The sequence below is a fragment of the Moorena sp. SIO1G6 genome (assembly GCF_010672795.1).
Lineage (GTDB): Bacteria > Cyanobacteriota > Cyanobacteriia > Cyanobacteriales > Coleofasciculaceae > Moorena > Moorena producens.
Genome location: NZ_JAAHFZ010000067.1, coordinates 13,773 through 32,837, shown reverse-complemented (window position 1 = coordinate 32,837; position 19,065 = coordinate 13,773). Strand labels below are relative to the sequence as shown.

Below are 19,065 nucleotides of genomic sequence, written 5' to 3'. Positions count from 1 at the left end.
CCCGAAGGCAGATTCTCACGCGTTACTCACCCGTCCGCCACTCCCCCGAAGGGGCGTTCGACTTGCATGTGTTAAGCATACCGCCAGCGTTCATCCTGAGCCAGGATCAAACTCTCCATGGTACTCAAGTTGTTTTTTTTCTTTCCCTGACTCTTAGTAAACAGTAATAATAACTGTTAACTTCGAACCAGTTCGGAATTTTAGGTTTTAGTTTTGGCCAATCTGTCCTATAATTAGGTCAGATTAACCTGAAAATTTCTTGACGAGTAGCGACCGTATATTGGCTCTCAAACTATAGATTTTTCTTGGTTCGGGGCGGTGCGGTGCGCTTGGCTTTCCTCATCGCCATTTACTAATTTACAGGGGAAAAAAGCGTTTGTCAACCTAAAACCGAAACTTTTTTCTTGATAAATCCTTGAAGCATAGGTATGGCAAGGGTTTTAGAATTTTTAATTTTTTTTTTGAATCCATTTCGGAGGTCTGACCAGGGGAAGAGGGGGAAGCTCTCAGGTCACAGGGGTAGCTTCTTTAGATTTGGTTCGGGAGTCGGGAGTCGGCAGCATTATTTTGGGAATTCTTGTATATCTTAGATACATACCTGGTGACGGGCGTGTCTGTCGATCCTGCCTGTAAGTGCGGATTGGGACTGCTGCGATGCTCGCGAGTGAAATGGGAAATTCACCTGGATTTACGGTAATTGTCCAGGATTCATCAGAGGCAAGATTAGTGAAGAGCCCTTTGCACTGGCACCATGAAATCCATTGTTGAACAACTTACTAACCTAGCTCTGACAAGGCATTTGCGCCAGAATAAATAGGTATGCAGGGTGGTCTTGGGGAGAAAATGGCTTTATTACAGGGTTTAACCCATTAGCAACTGGCCTGGTTTCCACGGGGCTTACAAGGTGCGTTTACTTAGTGTCTCTGTTCGTGCAGCGTCTCCAAAGGAGAAAGGAGAATCACGGCGTGACCCACACAGCCCCTCCCCACTCGCCCTTTGCATCAAGAAATGTCTTGGCCATAAGTTACCGTTACCAAACACTGGAGGTGTCAGTGAATTTTCAATCAGTGATTGCAACATTGAATCAATTCTGGGCAAAACATGGTTGCTTGATTGCCCAGTCCTACGATACCGAGAAAGGAGCAGGGACGATGAGTCCTCATACATTCTTGAGAGCTATTGGTCCAGAACCCTGGTCAGTTGCTTATGTTGAACCATGCCGAAGACCTACCGATGGACGCTACGGCGAAAACCCGAATCGCTACCAGCACTACTACCAATACCAAGTACTGATCAAGCCGTCACTGAATAATATTCAAGATATTTACCTAGATTCCCTCAAAGCTTTAGGTATTTGCCCTGAAGACCATGACATTCGCTTTGTTGAAGACAATTGGGAATCTCCTACCCTAGGGGCTTGGGGAGTTGGCTGGGAAGTCTGGTTAGATGGCATGGAAATTACTCAATTTACCTACTTCCAACAGTGTGGTGGCATTGATTGTCGTCCTGTACCCATTGAGATCACCTATGGTTTGGAACGATTAGCTATGTATCTCCAGGAAGTAGAGGCTTTTACTAAAATCCAGTGGAATGACCAAATTAGCTATGGAGATGTTCACCTTCAGGGAGAAGTTGAACAATGTACTTATAATTTTGAATCCTCTAACCCAGATTTACTGTTCACGCTATTTGGTCTTTACGAGCAAGAGGCAGAACAACTAACCCAGCGAGGACTTGTTATGCCTACACTAGACTACGTTCTGAAGTGTTCTCACACTTTCAACTTACTGGACGCTAGGGGTGTGATTTCAGTGACTGAGCGAACTCGTTATATCGGTAGAATTCGCAATCTAGCAAGGCGAGTGGCTCAACTCTATTTGCAACAACGAGAGATGTTAGGGTTCCCGCTCAATAAACAGACCATAGCTTGAATCTAGAACACAAAGAGCTTGACCCAATCGGTAGCAGCAAGGCATTCCTACCAGTAATCACGACTGAGAGTGTATTCGCCAGGACTTACGCAAAAATGGGCATCGAAACCTATAGGTAGTAGGGTGCTTTATTAACTCACACCACATCTAGATTTACTAGGTAAGTCCTGGCACTCTTGACCCCTGTCACTGGAGGATATTGCTAGTGCTTGGAATTGCTGGATCAACGGGTCGAGCGACTACAATCCCAAGGGAATGTCTAACATGTCTGGCATACCGTTGTAAATCACGGGCAATGGTGACTCTACCGGCAGGTGATGCATGAATAAAACCGATATTCCCATCAGCAGTACGATACACTAAGCCAGTGTGGGTGACATCTAGACCAGGAATAGTAGTAGCAATGCCAATAATATCCCCTGGTTGCAGTTGATTGTAGGCTTTCCTAATCTGATCATGGGGAATGAAATTAACAGTTGTCTGCTTCAGATTAGCTTCCATGGCTACTATACACTGGTAATTTGACTCATCACTTACTAAAGATGGGTACTTACCCCTGTGTTTACTCATGTAGTTGAGGGTTTTCTGGCGGGATACTCCTCCTAAATCTAGCGCTATGTTTTTAACTGTGCCCCTTCTCTGATTGTCATCAATCCATTGAGAGAAATAGTGTAATCGGCTGCAATAGCCATTTAGATTACCATCCCCATAACGCTGGTCACGAAGGTGATTGACAAAGGTCTGCTGAGAATAATCCTTTACGGTTATCCCTCGCGCTAGGGCTAGAATGGTTTCCACAAAAAGGACGCAGTCAAATTCATTGAGGGTGATAACTAAAGTTTCTTGACTGGCTTGGTCTAATAAGTGAGCTTTATAGCTTGCGCCCAAAAATTGCTGTGCGATCGCTTGCATGATCTCTGGGAGCGTCCGCTCAGACAAGTGGTTTGCGATCGCATACTCCATCACCTGCTCGAAACGCTTTTTATCTGCTGGGTCACTAATTTCTGGTAGGGGAAATTGGGCTATCATCAGTGACTCAGCCCTATCCTTTAATGATTCGGATATAGTGCTAGTAATTAATTTGCTAGTAATTAATCGTTTATGGCCTAGTTGACCAGATTCTGACTCAACAGTAGCTTGAGATACTAAACCAGAAGCCACACAACACGTGAGTATATAAAAAACCGCAGCTAGCCTCAAGCTTTTTTTCATTCTTAAACCTACAAACCTACCCTAAACCGAATGCGAAGGGAGAACCACTTTTGATCTGTTAACCCATATTTATTCACTGGTCAGTGTTAACTATTTCACTGGCAACTTTAGGCTCCACAAAATTATTTTCCTGTTCAGCATTTTTGACACTCCCCATAGCTAGAAGCTAGGGGATTCTTGGTTCAACGAGCTGACTTGCTCAACCAGACCGGAATCAGGAAGAGTAGAGGCCAATTCTCCCCAAGCGTTAATTAAAGTTCCCGTGTGCCCCACGGTACTCAAGGCTCTAGTTAGGATGTTTTTGGCGGCATTGTGGTCGCGATCTAGCCGACACCCACACTTACAGACATGGGTTCGAGTTGATAATGACTTCTTGACCACCTCACCACAATTGGAACAATTCTGGCTTGTATAAGCAGGATTAACTGCGACAGTTATCCGACCAAACTTTTGACCAAAATACTCCAACCATTCCCTAAACTGGTACCAACCTGCATCATTAATAGACTTGGCGAGACAGTGATTTTTAACTAAGTTTTTAACCCTCAAATTTTCGTAAGCGACCAGGTCGTTAGACCTGATTACGCAACTTGCCGGAGACGAAACCTTAGATAGTGGAGCCTTTATGGGTGTTCGGCTTTGCATAAAAGGGTTAAATCTTTTGTAATAAGGCTCCACTATCTTACGGTAACTTCTAACCAGTCTCTTGGCATGTTCTTCACGTTGCCTACTTATTTTGAGGTGTGTCCTGCCTAGTCTATTAATGGCTTTCTTTCGGTTAGCAGAGCCTTTCTTTTTTCGAGAAACCCGACGCTGATAGAACTTTAATCGTTTCTCGCCTTTTCGGTAAAATCTAGGATTGGGTTCTGCATATCCATCTGAGTCCGTATAAAACTCTTTTAAGCCAACATCTAGGCCGACATTACAGCCAGTGGCTTGTAATTGTTCTGAAGTATCAACTTTCACGCAAAATTGAATGTAGTAGCCATCAGCTCTTTGGACTATGCGAACCCGCTTTATGAGCTTAGGGTCGAATCGCCATAAGTCCCAGGTACCCTTGAGCTTTACTTGCCCAATCCCCTTTTTGTCCGTGAATTTTATCGACTTACTATCTGGGGATAACTTCCATCCAGATTGCTTATACTCGACTGACCTAGAATGCTTCTTAAATTTTGGATACCCTTTCTTCCCCGGGACTTTCTTTTTACAGTTATCAAAGAAGCGTTTAATAGCACGTTCTACGTTTTCAACAGATGCTTGACAAGCATGGCTGTTAAGATGTTTGACAAATTCAAATTCATCCCTTAATTGAGTGTTGTATCGATAGAGTTCTTTCTTTCCAATTCCACGATTATCCATCCAGAATCGGAGCACCTTGTTTCTGACAAAGCGAGCTGTTCTAATAGCTTCATTTATTGCTACTTTCTGACTCTCTTTTAAGACAGCCTTGAACTCCATTCCCAGCACTTTACTATCACCTCCTTTGCTGTAGTTTCTTTACTTACTATTATAGTCGAACTATTGAAGTAAAAGTTCCCGAACAGTTAGGGAATAAATTCCCGTTCGGGCTAACCCCATGGTTTGAAGTTACCGTAAGGAGAGTGGAGCCTTAATCAATAAGTTTTAACCTTTTTATGCATAGCCTGCCAACCATAAAGGCTCCACTCTCCTAAGGTTTCGTCTCCGGGATAGAATCCAGGGGCTTGCGCCCTCAGGGTCTTCGGTCAAGTTATGTCTAGTTAAGCAGATCCTAGTTAATCAGCTACTAAGAAACAACTCCCCAATCCATATAAGGCAACCTAGCCGCTGTGGATCGAATCGCTTCTACTTGAGCAACCAGTTGTCCACAAGTATCCCAAGTCCCAGTCAGCAGCATGTTTCTTGGTCCATCCTCCATAAACACAGAAGCCTGCAACTCACCACAATAGACTTGCATCTCTTCCAAATCCAAGGTCATCGGGATTTCAGGATTCTCATGGAGGCTTGTTTGTAATTGCTTGACGGTTTCCGAGTCAGCGGTCACACAGGGAAGCCCTATCGCCAAGCAGTTACCAAAAAAGATTTCGGCAAAACTCTCTCCGACAATTCCTTGAATCCCCCATTTAGATATCGCTTGAGGGGCATGTTCCCGTGAAGACCCACAGCCAAAGTTACCATTTACTACTAAAACCGTTGCACCTTGATAGTGGGGTTGGTCAAAGGGATGTTGTCCGTTAGCTTGAGCGCGGTCATCAACAAAAACCTGTTGTCCGAGACCATCAAAGGTCACACAGCGCAAAAATCGAGCTGGGATAATCCGGTCGGTGTCGATATCATTCCCTACTACAGGAATTCCTGTTCCGGTAATCATCTTTACTTCACTACTCATCAGACCTGCTCCTATACCATCAACTCCCGAACATCAGCCACTGCCCCTTTAACGGCTGCGGCTACAACCATAGCTGGACTCATCAACAACGTCCGTCCCGTGGAAGACCCCTGGCGACCTTTAAAATTGCGGTTAGAAGACGAAGCACTAATCTGACTCCCTTGGAGTTTGTCCGGATTCATTGCCAAACACATCGAGCATCCAGGCTCTCGCCACTCAAACCCAGCCTCCACAAAGACTTGATCGAGTCCTTCTGCTTCTGCTTCTTGCTTAACCCGTTCCGAACCTGGAACCACAAAGGCTTTGACTCCCTCAGCCACATGATGACCTTGAGCAAATTTAGCGGCTTCTCGCAGGTCAGTCAGTCTACCATTGGTGCAGCTACCGATAAAACACACATCCACCTTTGTGCCTTGAATTTCTGTGCCTGGAGTTAGCTGCATGTACTCATAGGCTTGTTGTGCGATCGCTCTTTCTGTTTCTGGCAAATTCTCCGGTATCGGAATGGTTTCATTAACGGCAATTCCTTGACCCGGTGTAATTCCCCAGGTCACTGTAGGCGCAATGTCTGCCGCTTCAAATTCAACCACATCATCATACACCGCATCGTCATCGGACCGGATACTGTTCCACCAAGCTACCGCCTGATCCCAATCTGCGCCCTTGGGAGCAAAATCTTTCCCCTTAAGATAGTCAAAGGTTACCTGATCCGGGTTAATATAGCCACACCGAGCGCCCCCCTCGATGGACATATTACACACAGTCATCCGTCCTTCCATCGACATCTGTTCAAAAGTAGTACCAGCATATTCATAGGCATAGCCAACGCCACCTTTGACCCCTAATTTACGGATGATGTGTAAGATCACATCTTTCGGGTAAACCCCTGGGCGTAAATTACCATTCACCTCTATTTTGCGAACCTTAAGCTTAGACAATGCCAAGGTTTGGGAGGCTAAGACATCACGGACTTGAGAGGTACCAATTCCAAATGCGATCGCACCAAACGCACCATGAGTCGAAGTATGGGAATCCCCGCAAGCCACCGTCATGCCTGGCTGAGTCAACCCTTGTTCCGGAGCAATCACATGGACAATGCCCTGATTTCCAGAGCCGATATTATAAAATCGAATCCCAAACTCCTTACTACTGTTTTCCAACGCTTGCATCATCTCCTCTGCCAAGACATCAGCAAACGGACGACCTTGGTTTTCCGTCGGAACAATATGGTCTACCGTTGCCACAGTTCGTTCCGGAAACAGCACTTTCAATCCCCGTTCCCGCAGCATCGCAAAGGCTTGGGGACTAGTAACTTCATGAATTAAGTGTAAACCAATAAATAGTTGAGTCTGACCCGAAGGCAACGTGCCAACACTATGTAAATCCCAAACTTTGTCAAACAGTGTTCTCGCGCTCATTTAGAAAAGGCTTCTTACCTGGAATCCAAGACAGGGGTAATGTATTTTACCCCCAGATTTCACATTCTATTCTAAAATATGTCCTGTTCAACACAGGTTTGACATTTTTGCTAAAAAAATTAACAGCTTCCCTATAATTATTCAGCTATCATCTATCATCTATCAGCCATTAGCTATCAGCATGCAGCTTATGGGCTATTATGGGCAAGCTACGACAACAGCTTTTGAATAAAACCGGTAAATTTCTTTAATCAATGTTATTGAAAGCTGAGTGCTGACTGCTGAGTGCTGACTGCTGAAGGCTTCCCCATCCCCACCAATCACTAATCATCAAATAAACCTAAGATTGGACCAAGGATAGCTCCGAACACAAATCCACCAGCATGAGCCCAGTAAGCAATTCCTCCCCCCTCCATTCCCACTTGAGCCTGGGCTCCCAGACTAGCTATGCCATTAAACGCTTGCTGTAGAAACCAAAACCCTAGATAAAATACAGCTGGTATCCTAGCTACAAAAAATATGAAAAATAGGGGCACTAGAGTCAGGATTTTAGCATTAGGAAACCTGAGAATATAGGCACCCATAACTCCAGCAATTGCTCCACTAGCTCCTAAAGCAGGAATAGGAGATAGAGCCGAGAAAAACCATTGGGCTAACGCGGCTAAAGCCCCACAAGTGAGATAAAAAATTAAGAACCTTATCCCCCCAAGTTTTTCTTCAATGTTGTTACCAAAAATCCACAAAAATAACATATTGGAGCCAACATGAAGAAAGCCAGCATGGAGAAATTGGGATGTGATCAGAGTCAAGGGTTCTGGCACAGGCTGGCCTACAGGAATACCATCGAAACTAGCGGTTAACTCCCTAGGTACCACAGCATAAAGCCTAAAAAACGTGTCGAGTTCTGGTTTACTTAAGCTCAGTTCATAAATAAATACTAAAATATTAATAGCAATCAGAATGATAGTAATATATGGCGTGATTGTGATTGGGTTTTCGTCTCTTAGGGGTACCATAATTCGTTTTTATTTTATGAGTTCACCGAAATATTCACACCAGATTCTAAAGCCAGTTTACAAAATTAACTAATCTTTGAGCTTTTGCTAAGCAGTCAGTTTTCAACCCCCGTTTATGATCACACTGTTCTCAAGTTAACTCAAACTTGATTTGTGAACTACAATAGGTCAGCTGATTGAGGAGTGCTAGATTTTGGCGTTGCTGATCTAAGGAATAATATCAAGTCTAGTTGGGTCAGTTGCCACTTACCAGTTACCACTTACCTTAAATCATTCCATAATTTAGCAACGCCCTATGTTTAGCTTTTGTTGAATCTACCACTTCAGCAGATTAAATTGTTCCATATCCACCGTATCCCGATTACGATATATCGACAGCACAATAGCTAAACCCACCGCCGCTTCTGCAGCTGCTACGGTAATTACAAAAACAGTAAACACTTGACCCTTAATGCCTGCTGAGTCCATAAAATTAGAGAACCCCATTAAATTCAGGTTGACCGCATTCAGCATTAGCTCAATAGACATCAGCACTCGCACGGCATTGCGGCTAGTTACTAGACCATAAATACCGATGCAAAACAAAGCAGCAGCAAGCAGTAAAAAGTATTGGAGTTGAAGTTCCATAAATTATGATGTTTTATGTAGGTAATAGTAGCTTTTCAATGGGTAATTAATGCTTGGTTGTTGACCCTTGATCGTTGACAGTCAACCTTCAACCAAACACTAACAAACACTAAACTGTTGTCTTATTTAGAATCACCTGGGACAGAAGCAAGCTCCCGAGGACGTTCAGGCAAGGTCAAAGCTGTAGCAATTTCCTGATCTCTCGAAACCAATTCCTCAGGAATATAATCCCGACGAGCTATGATAATTGCCCCTACCATTGCCATTAACAAAAGTACAGAAGCTAGCTCAAACGGCAATAAAAAGTCACTGAAAAAATGCTGACCAATCTCCACAGCAGTATTAGTAACAACCATAGCTGGATCAATTTCAACTGACCATGGCGTTGCCAAAACCATTGTACTCAGAAGCGCAAACAAACCAATACAGACTATAGCAGTGGATCCAGTGCGCACCCACCGCTTAGTCATTGGTTGAAAATCTTCTCGCTTATTCACCAACATGATGGCAAATAAAATTAGGACATTAACCGCCCCAACATAGATTAATATCTGTGCTGCTGCTACAAAGTCAGCATTTAGCAGAATATACAATCCAGAAATACCGATGAAAACACCAGCCAGTAAAAACGCTGAGTATACAATGTTGGAAAGAAGGACAACCCCTAAAGCCGCCCCAATCATGATCACCGATAGTATGGCAACGGAAATTATCTGAACCCCTTCCGCTAGATTCATGCTTAGCTTATCTCCTCGTGATATATTTTTGGCTAATCGTTATTAGTGATAAGTCATTGGTCACAGTCAACAGTCACTAGTTAACCTTCAACCTTCAACCTTCAACTTTAAATTTTCAACCTTCAACCTTCAACCTTGGCCTTTGGCCACGCTACGCGAACAACTTTTAAAAGACCAATGACTAAGAACTAACTCTTAACGTCTTCTTCTTTTGATTGCATTTGCTCGAGAATTTCCTCTGGACGCATACCAGCCCTTTGAGAACCTGCTGGCAAATCATGAGGATCCATAACCCCTTTCGGTAGATAAGCCAATTCCCTTAGAGGAGTTACCATTGGGTCTTGGGTAACTTTATAGGGGAGGCGTCCCAGGGCTACATTATCATAGTTCAACTCATGACGGTCGTAGGTAGAAATTTCATATTCTTCCGTCGCTGATAGACAGTTAGTGGGGCAGTATTCAATGCAGTTAGCACAGAAAATACAAACTCCGAAATCTATACTGTAGTGCTTGAGATTTTTCTTCTTAGTAGCTTTATCAAATTCGTAATCTACCACTGGCAAGTTAATCGGACAAACCCGCACACAGACTTCGCAGGAAATACACTTATCAAATTCAAAATGAATCCGACCGCGATAGCGCTCAGAGGGGATTAGTTTTTCGTAAGGGTATTGTACTGTAATTGGACGCCGTTGCATGTGATCAAAAGTCACCGATATCCCTTGACCAATGTAGCGAGCAGCTTGCACAGTTTCTTTAGCGTAGTCGCCAACCTGTTTGAGGAACTTCAGCATAATAATAGTTTAGTGTCTCTCTCTTGATGGTCTTGCTGAGTATTGTAGTACTGATTTATGATTCCTAAATTATGTACTTTTTTAAGTATATCTTGTCCGTTTTACTACTTATTACTATCGTTTTTTCGTTACTTGTTAATTCTTAACTTTTACTAAAAAAGTAGCCAGTAAAAGGACTTGATATAACTAATAACTAACCACCAAATGCAATTGGAAATGCCAATTTAAGAGCAGCAGTTAATAGAAGATTTACCAAAGCTACTGGTAGTAGAAACTTCCAGCCTAAGTTAAGCAATTGGTCAATCCGAACCCGGGGCAGTGTCCAGCGTAACAGAATAGCTGTAAAGATCAGGAAGTAAGCCTTTAGCAGGGTCATGGTAATCCCTAAAGAAGCAGTAATCACCTGCAACCAGGAACTGGTTTCACTCACACCTAGCCAGCCCGCAAGCTTATCGAGAGGAATGGGGAACTCCCACCCACCGAGATAGAGCACTGCTACGAGCAAGGCAGATAACACGAGATTGACGTAGGAACCGACATAGAACAAACCAAATTTCATCCCAGCGTATTCTGTCTGATAGCCAGCTACCAGTTCTTCTTCTGCTTCGGGTAAGTCAAAGGGGAGTCGCTCGCATTCTGCCAAGGCCGAAATCCAAAAAATTAGGAAACCCACTGGTTGACGCCAGATATTCCAACCCAGAATGCCGTATCCCGATTGCTGATCAACGATGTCAATGGTGCTGAGGCTGTTGGACATCATGACAACAGCTAGAACCGCTAATGCTAGAGGAATTTCGTAACTGATAGACTGAGCTGCAGCTCTTAAGCCTCCGAGTAAGGAATACTTATTATTAGAGGCGTAGCCAGACATTAACAGACCAATCGGCTGAATGCTCGACAGGGCAATCCATAGGAATATGCCTGTGCCCACATTGGTAATTACCAAGTTCTGTCCAAACGGTACAATCAGGTAGGAGATAAATACCGGCAGTACAACCAGGATTGGTCCGAGGGTGAATAATAAAGAGTCAGATTTGGCTGGAATAACATCTTCTTTGAAGACGAGTTTGATGCCATCTGCTACAGGCTGGAGTACCCCTAGAGGGCCAGCGTATTCTGGACCAATGCGCTGTTGAGCAGCAGCTGAAATTTTTCGTTCTAACCAGACCACTACCAAAACCCCTACGGTGGCAACGGTAATCATTAGAAATAGGGGTAATGGCATCCAAATGGCTTTAGCTGCACCAGCGGGGATGCCTAGATCACTCAGCGATTGAATAAAACTGCTTTGGAGGTCAATTCCTGGATTCATATTTTCCCATTAAGGTTATCATTGAGACCATCGATACCGCTGGTATCAGTTGGTATAAGTTTCTTTATGAAGATTTTTGGAGAACTTCAGTGTCTAGTATATACTTGAGAGCTGAATTTCTCCCCACCACCCAATCACTCATTGTCTATCCTAGACCTAAAGCATTGCTAGGATAGGTATATCGCTATTGTTTTTATATATAGGGTTCATCAGGAATTGGATGGGAATGCGATTGACCTTTGGTCACGCTTCGCTCCGGAAGCGTTTCGGCAAAGCCGACGCTACGCGAACGCAAAGCGTGGCCTACGGCCTCAGCTTCCGCGCTTGAGCGATTAGCCCTTCGGGCTACGCTACGCGAACGCGCTGTATTGATACCGCTGCTGCCGATCCCGCTTTTCCTCTGATCTTAGAACCGCAGGTGCTGGTTTCCCGGCATCCAGTTGCGGAAAATCTAGTCTGTAAACTTGCCTATAGCTATCTTGCCTATAGCTATCTTGCCCATAGCTATCTGTTCGTGGAAGTATTAATTTCCCAAGATTAAGTTGGAAGTATTTTTAACCTAGGATTTAGGCTTCATATTATCCTTGACTATACTGAAAGCGATTGGCTGTAGGCCACGCTACTTAACACGCATTTCTAATTCAAACTTCTACTTAACAGACTTCAAGCTAAACTTTCAAGTAGATCGACCCATCTTTGACCCCAATGAGCCTGTGCATAAATCCTGGGTGTACTCAGCCCGGTAACCCTGATACGGATCTATTCTGCTCAAGCTGCGGTTCTGAGTTATTGCTGGCGGGACGTTATCGGGTCAGCCGGTTACTCGGAGAAGGTGGCTTTGGACGAATCTATGAGGTGACTCACAAGGGAATTGCCAAGGTTCTCAAAATTTTGATTAACGATGAACCTAAAGCTGTGGAACTTTTTGAGCAAGAAGCCAGAGTTCTGACTCAGCTCAATCACCCAGGTATTCCTAAAGGAGAGGAAAATTTTACCTTCTTTCCCAGAAACCACCAAACCCCCCTATACTGTTTGGTCATGGAAAAAATCTCTGGGCTGAATTTAGAGGAGTATCAGGAAAAGCGAGGAAATCGCCCCATTGATGAAAAATTAGCCTTGGATTGGTTATTTCAAATCGTTGATATTCTCCAAGCAGTTCATCAGGAAAACTTTTTCCATCGCGATATCAAACCTTCCAATATTATTTTGCGTCCAGATGGACAACTAGTATTAATTGATTTTGGCACAGTGCGCCAAGTTACCGACACTTTTATGTTCAAACAATCTGCTGGGAATGTTACCAGTATGATTTCCCCTGGGTATACTCCCCTAGAACAAATCCATGGTCAAGCGGTACCCCAATCGGATTTCTACGCTCTAGGACGGACATTTGTTTATTTGCTGACAGGGCAAGAACCCTCAGATTTGTATGATGCTGGTAATGATATCTTGATGTGGCGACCCCATGCACCACACATTTCTTCAGAGTTAGGGGATTTTCTTGATAGTTTGATGGTGCGAGTTTATCAACGTCCTAAAGATACTCAGGTTCTTTGGGAAAAGTTACAAGCAATCAACTCCGAACTTAATCCTCCACGGCCATCCCAGAAACCAGAAGATTCTACTGTTGTTAATAGACAACAATCAAGTCAAGCGGGGGGGTTGGGCAGTTTAGGAATAGCTGTAGTTGGATTTTTTAACCAATTCCAAAACTCCGAGCCCTCACCAGTCGAGGGAGTGACCCTAAAATCTTTTGAGTTTGATGTGGTAACTCTAGATAAATACGGTGAAATTAAAAAGCGCCGCCGTCACCAAGCCCAATATTTCACAGAAGACTTAGGCAATGGTGTAGGGCTAGATATGGTGTACATCCCTGGGGGAAGATTCCTCATGGGTTCACCAGAAACTGAGAAGGGACATAGCGACGATGAAAGTCCACAGCATTGGGTCAGAGTCTCTCCCTTCTTCATGGGAAAGTTTACGGTTACCCAGGCCCAGTGGCGGGCTGTAGCAACCTTATTCCAAGTCTCCCCTTCCCTAAACCCCCAGCCCTCTAAGTTCAAAGGCGATACTCTGCCAGTGGAAAAGGTATCTTGGTATGAGGCGATGAAATTTTGTGCTATTATATCTAGGCTGACTGGACGAAACTATCGGCTTCCGAGTGAGGCGGAATGGGAATATGCCTGTCGGGCTGGTACCAGTACGCCATTCCACTTCGGTGAAACCATTACCACCGATGTGGCCAATTACGATAGCAACGGTACATACAGCTCTGAGCCAGAAGGGGTATATCGAGAACAAACTACTCGTGTAGGTAGCTTTGGTGTAGCCAATTCCTTTGGTTTGTATGACATGCATGGGAATGTTTGGGAGTGGTGTGCTGACCATTGGTACCCAAACTACCTAAGCGCTCCGGTTGATGGTAGTGCTTGGCTAAATAGTATCAATGAGTATGATCATCATTCCCGGCTTCTGCGCGGTGGTTCCTGGGATATCATTCCTGGGATATGCCGCTCGGCTTGCCGCTTCAGCTATATCCCGGCAGACAATATCCAAGTCAACATTGGTTTTCGGGTAGTGTGTGATGTTATTACGGCTTGATGGGTTAACCATGGGTAATAGCCGTTGAGGGAGTATTGCTGGTCTCGTGTTGCTGCTATCAATGGGAGCAAGAACTTACGAATGCGATCGCATCAATAAACATCCTGCAAAACCCGATAACCAATATCCCGACGGTAATACATCCCTTCAAAGTGGATACAATCCATAGCGCTATAAGCAACTGATAAAGCTTGCGCTATTGTTTTCCCCGTTCCGGTAACCCCCAAAACCCGACCACCACTGGTAACTAGCTCTTCCTGCTTCAAGGTAGTACCAGCACTGCAAACTATTGCTCCGTGTTGCTCAGCTTGTTGGATACCAGTAATTACCTTACCCTTTTCGTAAGCTCCCGGATACCCCTTCGAGGCAGCAATCACACAAGCAGCAGCCCCTTGTTTCCAGGTAATCGTTGGTAATTCAGCCAGTCGCTGTTGGGTGCAAGCCAGAAGCACCTGATCTAGGGGAGTTTCTAGCAAGGGTAGGATAGCTTGAGTTTCTGGATCCCCAAAGCGACAATTAAATTCCAGAACCGTTGGGTTTCCTTCTGGAGTAATCATCAATCCTGCATAGAGAACTCCCCGATAATCAATGCCCCTGACCTTTAAAGCCTCAAGGGTAGGATTAAGAATCTCCGTCTCAATGCGTGTGCTTAGCTCTGGGGTAACAATCGGTGCAGGAGCATAAGCTCCCATCCCTCCGGTATTGGGACCGGTATCCCCTTCCCCAATTCGCTTATGGTCTTGAGCTGGTACTAAGGGACGAACCGTCAAGCCATCCGTAACAGCCAAAACCGAAACTTCTTGACCGGTGACACACTCTTCAATCACTACCGTCTCAAACCCATTCTGAAAGAGTGACTCCACAGCCATTTCTGCCTCGTCTATCGTCGCCGCAACAGTTACCCCTTTACCGGCTGCTAAGCCATCGGCTTTGACCACAATTGGTGCTACCTGGGCTTTCACATAAGCCAATGCTGGCTCTGGTTCCGTAAACACAGCAAAACTTGGGGTAGGAACACCAGCCGACTGCATCAAATCCTTTGCCCAAGACTTACTCGACTCAATTTGCGCTCCCTCCTGGGTGGGACCAAACACAGGGATATCTTTACCTTGGAGATAGTCTGTAATACCTAAAGACAGTGGGAGTTCTGGACCTACCACCACTAGAGATATATGGTTAACCAGAGCAAACTCAGCAATTGCTTCAAAATCTTGAAGGTTTAATAAACGATTTTGGCAACCTGTTAGTGTAGCGGTGCCACCATTACCAGGAACACATATCACCTGCTGAATACTTTGAGATTGCAGTAGTTTCCAGGCCAGGGCGTACTCCCTTCCCCCATTGCCAATTACCAAAATCTTCACTTTTTTTCTACACTCTGTGCTGAATACTCTATCTTATTCTATGACCTTACCAAAGTTTTGAATCCATTTTTACTAAAAAAAAAATTAGTCATAATTTCAGATATTGTGCCAGACTATATTTAATATACATTCAAAAATAAACTAGTCTGCCCAAAGCTTAACCAATAGTTTGAAATCTTAAATTTATGGCTCTTAATATCGTTACGGGTGCTGCGGGTTTTGTCGGTTCTCACCTAGTAGAAACCCTTTTGAATCAAGGTGAGCGAGTGATTGGTATTGATCAATTTAACGATTACTACGATCCCAACCTCAAGCGCCGGAATATTGAAAATTTTAAAGAGCATCCCGCTTTTGAGTTAATCGAAAGTGATATTCAGACCTTGGATTGGGGATCGCTCCTAACTGATGTAGAGGTAGTTTATCATCAGGCAGCACAAGCTGGAGTTCGGGCTAGTTGGGGGGATGGTTTTCGGGATTATACCGAGCGCAATATTAACGCTACCCAAATCCTACTCGAAGCCGCCAAAGATGCCAAACATCTGACGCGATTAGTCTATGCTTCCAGCTCTTCAGTTTATGGTAATGCGGAAGCCCTACCGACATCTGAAACAATTCTTCCCCAACCGGTTTCCCCCTATGGGGTAACCAAGCTAGCAGCAGAACACCTATGTTTGCTGTATTACCATAATTTTGGTGTACCCGTTACTGCCTTACGCTATTTCACCGTATATGGACCGAGACAGCGCCCAGACATGGCATTTCACAAATTCCTAAAAGCCATTCTCACGGATGAAGCCATTAGCATATATGGTGACGGAAAGCAAACCCGAGACTTCACCTTTATCAAAGACATCATTGCCGCGAATCTGGCTGCAGGTAGCACACCAGCTGCTGTTGGGGAAGTCTTTAACATTGGTGGTGGTAGCCGAGTGGTGCTTGCGGATGTTCTCGACACCATTGAACAAATTGTTGGACATCCCATTAAGAAAAACTACATCGAAAAAGCCAAAGGAGATGCACGTCACACTGCAGCAGACATTACCAAGGCCAAAACCTTGCTAAGTTATCAACCTCAAGTATCCCTATCCGAAGGTTTAGCCCAAGAATGGGAATGGATACAGAATTTGTACGCTCGTGTATAGAAGTGATCTAATCTTATATATCAATTCTCATGAATCAGATCCCCCCCTTATTAAGGGGGGTTAGGGGGTATCCCAAGTAAAAGAATAGTGTATATAGCAATTCTCTCTCCCATGAGGTACAAAGGGATCCCCCTAAATCCCCCTTAATAAGGGGGACTTTGACCTTTAGAACTTACCTCATATGAGGTACAAAGGGATCCCCCTAAATCCCCCTTAATAAGGGGTACTTTGAGGTTTAGAACGTACCTCATAAATGCAATAAACGCTACTATATCATAAGTGCGATAAACGCTATCTATTCTTCTTCAAGCTACAGAAATTCAGCTAAAGCTCAACCCCAGCTATTTGAAAGGCTTGTCTAATTGCACCAGCTAATTGCGATTGGTACTGTTGCATGTAAAATTCAGATGCTTGACGATAGGCGGACAACAGGGGACGAAAATTCTCAACCTGACCATCTACAGTTCTGATGTTCAGTAAAACCCAACCTAAGTTGTGGTAAGCCTCAGCATAGTCTGGTTTTAACTGCACTGCTTTTTCCAGATGGGAGCGTGCTTGTGCCCATTGTCCCACTTTTCCTAGTAAAGTGCCTAGACGGAATAAAGCAAAGGCATCAGATGGAAATTTCTGAATGTAGGCTTGATAGGTTTGGATAGCACCTTGATAATTCTGCAAGTGTTCCTGAGTAATTCCTTGATTCAGGGATACCCAGCTAGGAACGTCTGCTTTCTGGCTGGCTTGGTCAAAATTGGCAAGAGCCTCAGGCCACAACCCTTGCACAGCTTGCTTCCAACCTTTCAATCCCCAAGCAACTGCACTATCGGGGACTTGAGTGGTAAACTCTATAATCCGCCGCTCCACATCCCTAGACTGCCTGGTAACAACTGCCTTTTCCAAAGCAATGATTAAATAGGGATATATCCATTGTTGTAGTTGTTGGGATTCCTTAGACTGAGCCTGTTTTGACTTGAACAGTGCCTGGGTAGCAGTACGAATTGCTTGTTTCCATTGCTGTTGATTCACATTAATCCAAGCTTGTAACCCTAGGGCAAAGGTAGAGTTACTATCAATTTGTAGTGCCTTGGAAACAGCAGATTCTGCCTGTTGCCAATTGCCAAGCTTTCCCCATGCCCAAGCTAGATTAGCTTGTATCCAAACTTCTTGGGGAGCTAAGTTTGCTGCTTGTTGCAACTGTTTTACCGCTGTTGACCAATTTGATTTACGGCAGTTGACTAGTCCTAAAACCCCATAGCTCCTGCCATCATTTGGTTGTAGTCGAATCGCTGTTTCTGCTGCCACCTCAGCCTGAGCATCATTGAGATGCATCTGGACTAGGGCTAGTTCAACCGCAGCTTCACCATGGTTTGGCTGATTAGTTAGACACTGTTGATAAGCTTGAACCGCCTCTGCTAACTTTCCTTGCTTAAGTAATCCCCACGCTTTCCTTTGACTGGGAGAAACAAACTTACCTTTGAGGGCATCAATCAGTTCCTCGGCTGTTTGAAATCGCTCCTCTACCTTCATTCTCATTCCAGTTAAGATTACCTGCTCAGTTTGGGGTGTAATCTCAGGAGCTAACTGTCGCGGTGGAATTAACGTTTCTGATCCAGCCCTTTCCGTGGCTTGAGCGGGTAATTGACCAGTGAGTAACTCATACATTGAAGCACATAGAGCATAGATGTCCGTAGCTGGCCAACGCTTACTTCGGTAACTGTATTGCTCAAGAGGAGCGTATCCTGGTGACAATGTTGCACTCATTTCACGGGTTTGACCGGCGATGAATTCTTTAGTAGCACCGAAATCAATCAATACAGCTCGATCTTGGTGATCAATTAGAATATTATCAGGTTTAATATCTCTGTGTAATAGTTGATTAGAGTGAACAACTGTTAAGGCTTCTACTACTTGGATAAAATAGCCCTTGAGCTTCTCTTCCGAAAGAACACCTTCTTCTTGTAAGATTTTGGATAAGGACTTTCCAGAGATAAACTCCATGACTAAATAGGCAGTATTATTCTCCTCAAACCAATCATAAACCTGAGCAATATTAGGGTGGTAGCATTTTTGTAAGTAACTGGCTTCTAACTGAAATTTGTGGAGTTGTCGTTGTCGGTCAATCGGAGCAATAGAAGGGGGCCAAGTAATGGTTTTACCCATCCTAGCTGCTTTTTCTGGCCAGAGTTCTTTGATGGCAACCTTGGCCGAGTTAGGTAGGTAAATTCCTTGGTAGGTAATGCCAAATCCCCCTTCTCCTAGGACTTTTTCGATCCGATAATGACTCTGCCTTAGGAGTGTGCCAGCAGGCAAATGGTAGGCTGATGAACTAACAGTCTCTTCAAACTCAAGAGCCGCACCACAACTAGTGCAGTAGTTGGTACTGCCAGTATTAATATGACCGCATACTATACAGGTAATAGACATTATTGTAGGTTTCTACAATTTTAGGAAGGCAAAAGGCAAGAGGCAATAGGCAAGAGGCAATAGGCAAGAGGCAATAGGCAATAGGTAAGAGGCAATAGGTAAAAAATCCTTTGTACCTCATA

General features: G+C 44.3%; 15 protein-coding genes and 1 rRNA gene. 3 read left to right on the top strand and 13 right to left on the bottom strand.

Annotated elements, in window-relative coordinates; translation table 11 throughout:
* Positions 1-122, bottom strand: a 16S ribosomal RNA gene (locus F6K63_RS31965); the annotation flags it as partial.
* Positions 123-1,052: 930 nt separating this feature from the next.
* On the opposite strand from F6K63_RS31965, the gene glyQ reads away from it, so the two are divergent.
* A complete protein-coding gene (glyQ, locus tag F6K63_RS31960; protein ID WP_008185010.1) occupies positions 1,053-1,931 on the top strand; it encodes a glycine--tRNA ligase subunit alpha in 879 nt (292 codons plus the stop codon).
* Positions 1,932-2,117: 186 nt separating this feature from the next.
* Here glyQ and F6K63_RS31955 read toward each other — a convergent pair whose 3' ends face one another.
* From F6K63_RS31955 to nuoH, 9 genes are all read right to left on the bottom strand, one after another.
* Positions 2,118-3,143: an N-acetylmuramoyl-L-alanine amidase-like domain-containing protein gene (locus F6K63_RS31955; protein ID WP_008185013.1), complete on the bottom strand. Its 1,026-nt coding sequence runs from the start codon at positions 3,141-3,143 to the stop codon at positions 2,118-2,120.
* A 159-nt stretch (positions 3,144-3,302) separates the two neighbouring features.
* Positions 3,303-4,601, bottom strand: coding sequence for an RNA-guided endonuclease InsQ/TnpB family protein (locus tag F6K63_RS31950; RefSeq protein WP_008185017.1), 1,299 nt, complete (start codon positions 4,599-4,601; stop codon positions 3,303-3,305).
* 307 nt (positions 4,602-4,908) lie between these two features.
* A complete protein-coding gene (gene leuD / locus F6K63_RS31945) occupies positions 4,909-5,511 on the bottom strand; it encodes a 3-isopropylmalate dehydratase small subunit (protein WP_008185019.1) in 603 nt (200 codons plus the stop codon).
* Between the two features lie 11 nt (positions 5,512-5,522).
* Positions 5,523-6,929, bottom strand: coding sequence for a 3-isopropylmalate dehydratase large subunit (gene leuC, locus F6K63_RS31940; RefSeq protein WP_287314300.1), 1,407 nt, complete (start codon positions 6,927-6,929; stop codon positions 5,523-5,525).
* 323 nt (positions 6,930-7,252) lie between these two features.
* Positions 7,253-7,945, bottom strand: coding sequence for a rhomboid family intramembrane serine protease (locus F6K63_RS31935; RefSeq protein WP_287314298.1), 693 nt, complete (start codon positions 7,943-7,945; stop codon positions 7,253-7,255).
* A 315-nt stretch (positions 7,946-8,260) separates the two neighbouring features.
* Positions 8,261-8,572: an NADH-quinone oxidoreductase subunit NuoK gene (gene nuoK / locus F6K63_RS31930; protein ID WP_008185025.1), complete on the bottom strand. Its 312-nt coding sequence runs from the start codon at positions 8,570-8,572 to the stop codon at positions 8,261-8,263.
* Positions 8,573-8,694: 122 nt separating this feature from the next.
* Positions 8,695-9,309, bottom strand: coding sequence for an NADH-quinone oxidoreductase subunit J (locus tag F6K63_RS31925; protein ID WP_287314296.1), 615 nt, complete (start codon positions 9,307-9,309; stop codon positions 8,695-8,697).
* Positions 9,310-9,497: 188 nt separating this feature from the next.
* A complete protein-coding gene (gene ndhI / locus F6K63_RS31920; RefSeq protein ID WP_287314301.1) occupies positions 9,498-10,100 on the bottom strand; it encodes an NAD(P)H-quinone oxidoreductase subunit I in 603 nt (200 codons plus the stop codon).
* A gap of 196 nt (positions 10,101-10,296) precedes the next feature.
* Positions 10,297-11,415 (bottom strand): NADH-quinone oxidoreductase subunit NuoH, encoded by a 1,119-nt coding sequence (gene nuoH, locus F6K63_RS31915; RefSeq protein ID WP_008185031.1) that lies wholly within the window; start codon positions 11,413-11,415, stop codon positions 10,297-10,299.
* Between the two features lie 705 nt (positions 11,416-12,120).
* On the opposite strand from nuoH, the gene F6K63_RS31910 reads away from it, so the two are divergent.
* Complete coding sequence (locus F6K63_RS31910; RefSeq protein WP_287314294.1) at positions 12,121-14,016, top strand: bifunctional serine/threonine-protein kinase/formylglycine-generating enzyme family protein; 1,896 nt, start codon at positions 12,121-12,123, stop codon at positions 14,014-14,016.
* Between the two features lie 92 nt (positions 14,017-14,108).
* Here F6K63_RS31910 and purD read toward each other — a convergent pair whose 3' ends face one another.
* Positions 14,109-15,380, bottom strand: coding sequence for a phosphoribosylamine--glycine ligase (gene purD / locus F6K63_RS31905; protein ID WP_008185036.1), 1,272 nt, complete (start codon positions 15,378-15,380; stop codon positions 14,109-14,111).
* Between the two features lie 185 nt (positions 15,381-15,565).
* On the opposite strand from purD, the gene F6K63_RS31900 reads away from it, so the two are divergent.
* Positions 15,566-16,522: an NAD-dependent epimerase/dehydratase family protein gene (locus F6K63_RS31900; RefSeq protein WP_287314292.1), complete on the top strand. Its 957-nt coding sequence runs from the start codon at positions 15,566-15,568 to the stop codon at positions 16,520-16,522.
* A gap of 324 nt (positions 16,523-16,846) precedes the next feature.
* Here the strand turns inward: F6K63_RS31900 and F6K63_RS31895 are convergent, their stop codons facing one another.
* Entirely contained in the window at positions 16,847-18,943 is a 2,097-nt protein-coding gene (locus F6K63_RS31895) for a serine/threonine-protein kinase (protein ID WP_287314290.1), read from the bottom strand.
* Positions 18,909-19,064, bottom strand: coding sequence for a hypothetical protein (locus F6K63_RS31890; RefSeq protein WP_158026258.1), 156 nt, complete (start codon positions 19,062-19,064; stop codon positions 18,909-18,911). Before F6K63_RS31890 ends, F6K63_RS31895 begins: the two co-directional genes overlap by 35 nt.
* Position 19,065 lies beyond the last annotated feature (1 nt).

What these genes read in the sequence shown, in the direction of transcription:
- F6K63_RS31925 (WP_287314296.1), bottom strand. Translation starts at nt 9,309, where the DNA reads ATGAATCTAGCGGAAGGGGTTCAGATAATTTCCGTTGCCATACTATCG.
- leuC (WP_287314300.1), bottom strand. Translation starts at nt 6,929, where the DNA reads ATGAGCGCGAGAACACTGTTTGACAAAGTTTGGGATTTACATAGTGTT.
- F6K63_RS31955 (WP_008185013.1), bottom strand. Translation starts at nt 3,143, where the DNA reads ATGAAAAAAAGCTTGAGGCTAGCTGCGGTTTTTTATATACTCACGTGT.
- F6K63_RS31935 (WP_287314298.1), bottom strand. Translation starts at nt 7,945, where the DNA reads ATGGTACCCCTAAGAGACGAAAACCCAATCACAATCACGCCATATATT.
- F6K63_RS31900 (WP_287314292.1), top strand. Translation starts at nt 15,566, where the DNA reads ATGGCTCTTAATATCGTTACGGGTGCTGCGGGTTTTGTCGGTTCTCAC.
- nuoH (WP_008185031.1), bottom strand. Translation starts at nt 11,415, where the DNA reads ATGAATCCAGGAATTGACCTCCAAAGCAGTTTTATTCAATCGCTGAGT.
- F6K63_RS31895 (WP_287314290.1), bottom strand. Translation starts at nt 18,943, where the DNA reads ATGTCTATTACCTGTATAGTATGCGGTCATATTAATACTGGCAGTACC.
- F6K63_RS31890 (WP_158026258.1), bottom strand. Translation starts at nt 19,064, where the DNA reads ATGAGGTACAAAGGATTTTTTACCTATTGCCTCTTACCTATTGCCTAT.
- F6K63_RS31910 (WP_287314294.1), top strand. Translation starts at nt 12,121, where the DNA reads ATGAGCCTGTGCATAAATCCTGGGTGTACTCAGCCCGGTAACCCTGAT.
- F6K63_RS31950 (WP_008185017.1), bottom strand. Translation starts at nt 4,601, where the DNA reads ATGGAGTTCAAGGCTGTCTTAAAAGAGAGTCAGAAAGTAGCAATAAAT.
- leuD (WP_008185019.1), bottom strand. Translation starts at nt 5,511, where the DNA reads ATGAGTAGTGAAGTAAAGATGATTACCGGAACAGGAATTCCTGTAGTA.
- nuoK (WP_008185025.1), bottom strand. Translation starts at nt 8,572, where the DNA reads ATGGAACTTCAACTCCAATACTTTTTACTGCTTGCTGCTGCTTTGTTT.